The organism is Clostridium sp. K04, from assembly GCF_019734375.1.
GTDB lineage: Bacteria > Bacillota > Clostridia > Clostridiales > Clostridiaceae > Clostridium > Clostridium saudiense.
In genome coordinates, this window is the sequence record NZ_JAASHD010000069.1 from 1 (window position 1) to 7,340 (window position 7,340).

At 29.7% G+C, this 7,340-nt stretch carries 5 protein-coding genes and 1 riboswitch; all 5 genes read right to left on the minus strand.

The features are described 5' to 3' along the window. Positions 1 to 143: 143 nt before the first annotated feature. On the minus strand, positions 144 to 1,445 hold the full coding sequence (locus HCG70_RS16855) for a homoserine dehydrogenase (RefSeq protein ID WP_042402123.1): 1,302 nt from the start codon (positions 1,443 to 1,445) through the stop codon (positions 144 to 146). A gap of 310 nt (positions 1,446 to 1,755) precedes the next feature. Beyond that, positions 1,756 to 2,703, minus strand: coding sequence for an ABC transporter permease (locus HCG70_RS16860; protein ID WP_042402121.1), 948 nt, complete (start codon positions 2,701 to 2,703; stop codon positions 1,756 to 1,758). After that, on the minus strand, positions 2,703 to 3,782 hold the full coding sequence (locus tag HCG70_RS16865; RefSeq protein ID WP_042402118.1) for an ABC transporter permease: 1,080 nt from the start codon (positions 3,780 to 3,782) through the stop codon (positions 2,703 to 2,705). Before HCG70_RS16865 ends, HCG70_RS16860 begins: the two co-directional genes overlap by 1 nt. Next, positions 3,782 to 5,302 (minus strand): ABC transporter ATP-binding protein, encoded by a 1,521-nt coding sequence (locus tag HCG70_RS16870; RefSeq protein ID WP_042402117.1) that lies wholly within the window; start codon positions 5,300 to 5,302, stop codon positions 3,782 to 3,784. Before HCG70_RS16870 ends, HCG70_RS16865 begins: the two co-directional genes overlap by 1 nt. 465 nt (positions 5,303 to 5,767) lie before the next feature. Next, entirely contained in the window at positions 5,768 to 6,850 is a 1,083-nt protein-coding gene (locus HCG70_RS16875) for a BMP family protein (protein WP_042402115.1), read from the minus strand. A gap of 135 nt (positions 6,851 to 6,985) precedes the next feature. Continuing rightward, a riboswitch (purine riboswitch) is annotated at positions 6,986 to 7,083 on the minus strand. Positions 7,084 to 7,340 lie beyond the last annotated feature (257 nt).

Sequence of the window (7,340 nt, forward strand, 5' to 3'; positions counted from 1 at the left end):
TATTCCAAATCTACCACTTTAAAATACAAAAAAGGATGTAGTAGATTTGTTTTTCCACAAATCTTACTACATCCTCTAAATTACCTAAAAATGCTCATTCAGAGGTTATTTTTATACCTCTGAATGAGCATTTTTTATAACTTTTAATTAAAATCTTCAATTCTTATTATATTTTCAACATCTTTAACAGTTCTTAAATCATACAACTTATCTATTGAATCCTTTATTAAATATTCCTTAGTCTTATGAGTTATTAAAACTAAAGTCACTTCAACATTTTCGTCATTTTTTCTTCCCTTTTGAATAACAGATTTCAAACTTACTCTATTTGCTCCAAATATTGTAGTTATTTGTCCAAGTACACCTGGTTTATCATCTACAGTAACTCTAATATAATATCTGCTTTCCACTTCATTAATATCTTTTATTTTCTTTTCCCATAAGTTATTTCTTATAACTGGATTATTGTTATCTGTATCAATATTTCCTCTTAAAATAGCAATAATATCACTAACTACAGCGCTACCTGTTGGTAAATCTCCTGCTCCTCTACCATAAAACATTAAATCTCCAACAGCATTACCATTAATAAAAATAGCATTAAATGAATCATATACATTTGCTAATGGATGAGTTTCAGGAATCATTGTTGGATGAACTCTAAGTTCAAGTTTTCCATTATCATCTTTAGCAATTGCTAATAACTTTATAGACATTCCAAAATCGCTTGCATATTTCATATCTATAGGCTTTATCTTTGTTATTCCTTCTCTATATACATCATTAACTTTAACCTTTGTTCCAAAAGCTAATGAAGCTAATATAGCAAGCTTATATTGCGCATCATATCCATCAATATCTGAAGTTGGATCTGCCTCGGCATATCCCTTTTGCTTTGCTTCTTCTAATACTTCATCAAAATCTAAATTTTCTAGTTCCATTTTACTTAGAATGTAATTAGTTGTACCATTTACTATTCCAAATAATTCATTTATTTTATTAGCTGTAAGATTTTCATTTATTCCATTAATAATAGGAATTCCTCCTGCCACACTTGCTTCATATTGGAACATGATTCCCATCTCTTCAGCCTTCTCAAATACTTCATCTCCAGCTGTGGCAAGTAGCATTTTATTTGCAGTTACTATATGCTTTTTAGCTTCCATAGCTCTCATCATATATTCTTTAGCTGGATCTATTCCTCCCATAACTTCTACCACTATTTTTATAGAGTCATCATTTAATATTTCCTCAAAATCAGTAGTTAATACTTCTTCAGGAACAGCTACACCTCTATTTTTAGTAACATCTCGTACTAATACTTTAGATACCTCAATTTCATATCCTGATCTTTTCATTATCTCGTCTTTGTTTTGTTGTAGGATTGTAAATACACCTCTACCTACATTTCCTAATCCTAGCAAGGCTATTTTTACTTTTTTCATTAAGTAATCCCCCTTTATTTTTTTATATCCCCAATTTACTTTATAAGCTTGTCCATTGTTAGCACTTCATATTTTAGATAATAAATTGCTACACTAGACATCTTTTATTTATGACTTCTTATTTTGTTAAATTTTAAAAGTTCATTTTAAATTAGAAGTCAATTTGTATGTATTATAAATTAAAATTAATCATAATACATTAATTATAATACATTTCTTTAATTTTCCATACATTATTTTTTATAAAATTTTACAAAAATGATTAAAAACAAAAAAGGAACTGAAAATCAGTTCCTTTTTAAAAATAACTTTATCTCTTACTTGCATCAAATATTTCCCCGGCAGCTTTTGGTGCTTGTGAAGATCTTGAGAATATAATTAATGCAATTAATGTAACTATATAAGGGAATACCTTTAAAACAACTAATGGTATATTAGATAACTCTGGTATTACTTGCGCAACATTTGCTAATGTTGATGCAAATCCAAAGAAGAATGTTGATGCTAATATTCCTAAAGGTCTCCATTGTCCAAATATTAATGCTGCTAATGAAAGGAATCCTAATCCAGCAACACTACCATTAAACTCACCTGAATATGTTACTAATATAATACATCCACCTAAAGCAGCTAATGCACCTGATATTATAACACCCATATATCTAGTTCTCATTACATTGATACCAGCTGCTTGAGAAGCTTGTGGGTTTTCTCCACAAGATCTTAATCTTAATCCAAATGAAGTTTTATATAATAAGAATGCACTTATTATTAATATTGCTAATACTAACCATGTTGTAGCATAAGTTTTTGTAAAGAATAATGGTCCTATTACAGGAATGTCTTTTAATACTGGAATACTTTTTGGTAAAAAACCTAAAGTTATTCTTATATTACCACTACCAGTAATATTTCTTGCTAAGAATACAGTTAATGCTCCAGCCATCATATTAATAGCTGTACCACTTATAACTTGGTCTGCATTTAAATTAATACTTGCAAATGCGTGTAAAAGTGAGAATAAAGCTCCAACTATTGCAGCAACTAAAAGTCCTATCCATAACGCTCCATTAATGCCTGCTGCTTGAAGTTTTGATATTGTTAATGCTCCAGCAAAAGAACCTACTATCATAAATCCGTCTAATCCTATATTTACAATACCACTTCTTTCACAATAAAGTGCTCCTAAAGCAGTAATTAGCATAGGTATAGTATACGCTATTGCATAAGGAAAAATTTGTACTATTATATCCCACATTATTTTTCCACCGCCCTTTCACCAGATGTTTTTAATTTCTTGTCATTTCTTTTTTTCTTTATACTCTTAATTACTCTATCCATAACAACACTAGTTGCAGCAAAATAGATAATTGTAGCTATTATTGTATCAGCTAATTCTGGTGGTACTTTAACATTGGCATTCATGAATCCTTTACCAACATATAATACTCCAAAGAATAATGCTGATAATAATACTCCAAATGGACTGTTATTACCTAATAAGGCAACAGCTATTCCATCAAACCCTTGTGATGGCATTACACCTATTTGAAGTACTGTAGAGTTACCCATATATTGAGCAACACCAGCTAATCCAGCTAGTCCTCCTGCTATCATCATAGATACAACTATATTTCTATTTACAGGCATACCAGCATATTCAGCTCCAAACTTATTGTATCCAACTGCCTTTAATTCATATCCTAAAACAGTCTTATTTAAAAGGAACCAAACAACTAATACTGAAATTAATGCTAGGAATATTCCATAATTTATGTATGATCCACCTAATATGTTAGATAACCAATCAGCCTTTAAACTTGCTGTATCTGCTAATCTAGCTGATTCTGTTTCAGTAGTTCCTTTTAAATGTAGTGGAACCATATAATAAACTATCCAATATGCAGTCCAGTTCATCATGATTGCAGAAACAACTTCATTAACGTTAAATAATGCTTTTAAAGCTCCAGGTACAGCTGCCCAAATTGCTCCAGCTAATATACCGCATATAATCATTAATGGTAATAATATAGGTGATGGTAAATCAACTAATAACCCTATTGCAGTTACAGTAAAACCACCAGCTAACATTTGACCTGGAGTACCTATGTTAAATAATCCAGTTTTATTAGCAAATGCAAAAGATAACCCTGTAAGAATTAATGGTGTTGCAGTTGCAATTGAGTTTCCTATTCTTTGAGGATTCATAAGCCCACCCTTAAATAGATATGTATAACCATCTATTGGGTTAAATCCCATTGCTAGCATTAATAAAAATCCTGCAAGTAATCCTAAAACTACTGCCATTAAAGATTTTAATAATTGATTCTTATGCACTAAGCTTCCTCCTTCTTTATGCCGGCCATCATTAAACCAACTTCATTTTCATTTGTTTCACTAGCATTAACTATACCTACTAATTCACCATTGTTAACAACAGCTATTCTGTCAGATACATTTAAAACTTCATCTAATTCAAGAGATACTAATAAAACAGCTTTTCCTAAATCTCTTTGTTCAACTAATCTTTTATGAATATATTCTATTGAACCAACATCTAACCCTCTTGTTGGTTGAACAGCAATTAAGAAGTCTGGATTAGATTCTATTTCACGTCCAATTACACCTTTTTGTTGGTTACCACCTGATAAAGATCTTGCAATAGATTTTCCACCTTCTCCTGATCTAACATCAAATGTTTCTATAATTTTTTGTGCATATTCGCTAATCTTTGCTCTATTAATTAATCCCTTATTAGAAAATGGCTTCTTTTTATAAGCTTTAAGCACCATATTATCTTCCATTGTATAATCAAGGATTAATCCTCTTTTATGTCTATCTTCTGGAATATGTGCCATACCATCGTCTATTCTCTCACGTATTGAATCTTTTACTATATTTCTTCCTTTGAATATAATATTACCTGACTCAACACTTCTCATACCAGTTAAAGCTTCAACTAATTCAGTTTGTCCATTACCTTCAACTCCGGCAATACCAACAATTTCTCCTGCTCTGATATCTAATGAGAAGTTCTTTAATCCAAGTACTTTTTTATTGTTATTAACGCAAAGGTCTTCTATTTTAACAACTATATCTTTTGGCTTTGCTTCAGTCTTTTCAACTTTAAATGATACTTCTCTACCGACCATCATTTTAGCCATATCAGCTTCTGTAGTATCTTTTACATCAACTGTTCCTATGTATTTACCTCTTCTAATAACTGTACATCTATTAGCTGCTTCCTTGATTTCTTTTAATTTATGAGTAATTAAGATAATAGACTTACCTTCTTTAGTCATATTTTTCATAATTGAAATTAGTTCATCAATTTCACTAGGAGTTAATACCGCTGTTGGTTCATCGAATATTAACACATTTGCATTTCTGTAAAGCATTTTTAATATTTCAACTCTTTGTTGCATTCCAACAGAAATATTTTCTATTTTTGCATAAGGGTCAACATTTAATCCATATTGCTTAGATAATTCTTCAATTTTTTTTGCTGCTGTTTTAATATCTACAGTTAATCCTTTTCTAGGTTCACATCCTAAAATTATATTTTCTGTAACTGTAAAATTATCTACTAATTTAAAATGCTGATGAACCATTCCGATTCCTAAATCATTTGCTACATTAGGATTAGATATTTTTACTTCTTTTCCCCTAACTTTTATACAACCTCTATCCGGCTTGTACATACCAAATAACATTCCCATTAATGTTGACTTACCAGCACCATTTTCACCTAAAAGAGCATGTATTTCTCCTTCTTTTAGCTGTAAGGTAATATTATCATTTGCTACGATCCCTGGAAACTCTTTACGGATATTTAGCATCTCAACTACATATTCCATGGATATCCTCCTCTAAAAAAATATTTTATAAACATATATTATTAATTAATTTAAGTATATTATAATTTAATATACTTACAAATATAATCGAATAATTATATACGAACTTCATTTTAAGTATAATTTATATAATTCGTATTTTCAACATTTTTTTCATTGATTTTTATAAATAATATACTATATTAATTATTTTTACATCTTATTGTTAAAATCCCCATAACAAAGCTATCTCTTTGTCATTTTTTCCATAAATTTAATCCACTTTTTCTACAATTATTTACATTTATTTTTTAAATACTAAATTAATTTTTATTTACTTTAAATAAATTTTAACATTTACTGGAAATAAATGCCTTATTAAATACACTTTTTTAATTCGTGTATACTATTAATTTTTATGATTGAATTTTACACATAAAAAGAGCTATGTAAATCTCTTTAACATAGCCCCATTATAAGTATATTTTATAATTCTGTTTTAACTTCTATTTCACCATTCTTAATTCCATCTAATACTTCGTTAACTTTAGTAACAGTATCATCTTTTAAGTTTGGATTTTCTGCTGGTATACCAACACCATCATTTTCAGCATTGAAAGTTAATACTTGTCCACCTGGGAATTCACCATTTAATTGTGCTTCAATCATTTGATAAGCTGCTTCATCAATCTTCTTTATAGCTGAAGTTAAGATTACAGACTTGTCCCCTTCATATATACCATCAGCGTATTGGTCTGAGTCAACCCCTATAACCCATACTTCTTCACCGTTAACAACTCTTGTCTTAGCTTCTGTTATAACACCAGTTCCAACTCCACCAGCTGCAGCAAATATTGCTTTAACACCACTATCATACATTTGAGCTGCTAATTGTTGACCTAAAGCTGTATCAGAGAATGATCCTGAATAAACTACATTTTCAGCTTTTATTGTAACATTTGATCCAAAATGTTCATTAGCATATGCAACCCCTTGTTGGAATCCATAGTTAAACTTTTGAACTGCTGGTATTTCCATACCACCGATAAATCCTAAATCACCAGTTTGTAATTCAACAGCTGCTGCAACACCTGCTGCAAATCCACTTTGTTCTTCAGCAAAGTATATTGCAACTGTGTTATCTCCTACAACATAGTTATCTTTACCATCATTTGGTTCACCATCAATTATAACAAATTGTGCATCTTTATATTGTTCTTGAGCTTTATAGATAGCAGTTTCAAATTTGAAACCTGGAGTTACGATAAATTTGTATCCTGCATCATATAAATTTTGTATTTCTGTTAAGTAGTTAGCTTCAGTTTCTCCACCTGGTTGCATGTAGTTCTTTTCAATTCCAAGATTTTTTTCAGCTTTAATTATACCTTCCCAAGTTCCTTGGTTAAATGACTTATCATCAATTGTTCCTGAGTCTGTAACCATACCAACCTTTAATGTTGTTTCTGATGAATTTCCTGAGTTTCCTGAATTACTGTCGTTGCTTCCACATCCAACTAATCCAGTTACCATTAATGCTGAAAGCGCTAATGAAATAATCTTTTTTTTCATAAATGATTTCCTCCTAAATGCTCCTTTTTTGCTGATCTCAATACGTACTCTACTCTTTTTATTCAAAAAAAAAACGTATTAATTTCTAAAGTGAAATTAATACGTAGTAACTCTTTTGATTTTATTATAGAGTTCATATATATCAAATTCACTCATAGTCGGAACTTTTTGGCTTCCGGTAGAAACATCCCACCATATCTGGGACTTATATGAGTCATTTTATTATCTGCTTTTATTATAATTTATATCTTTTTTATTGTCAATATTAGTTTTATTTTCTATATTTTTTGGTTTTTTTGATTTTTTATGTATTTTTTCATCAAAACGTATGTTTATACAATTTTATCTTTTTATTACTATGTTATTTAACCAAATACTTCCAATTCTATTTATTAATATTATTTTTAAAAAATGGAGCTGTATCAGATTGAATTAATAAATTCAGTCTGAATACAACTCCTTTTTAATTGTTCAAAATTTTATACACTAA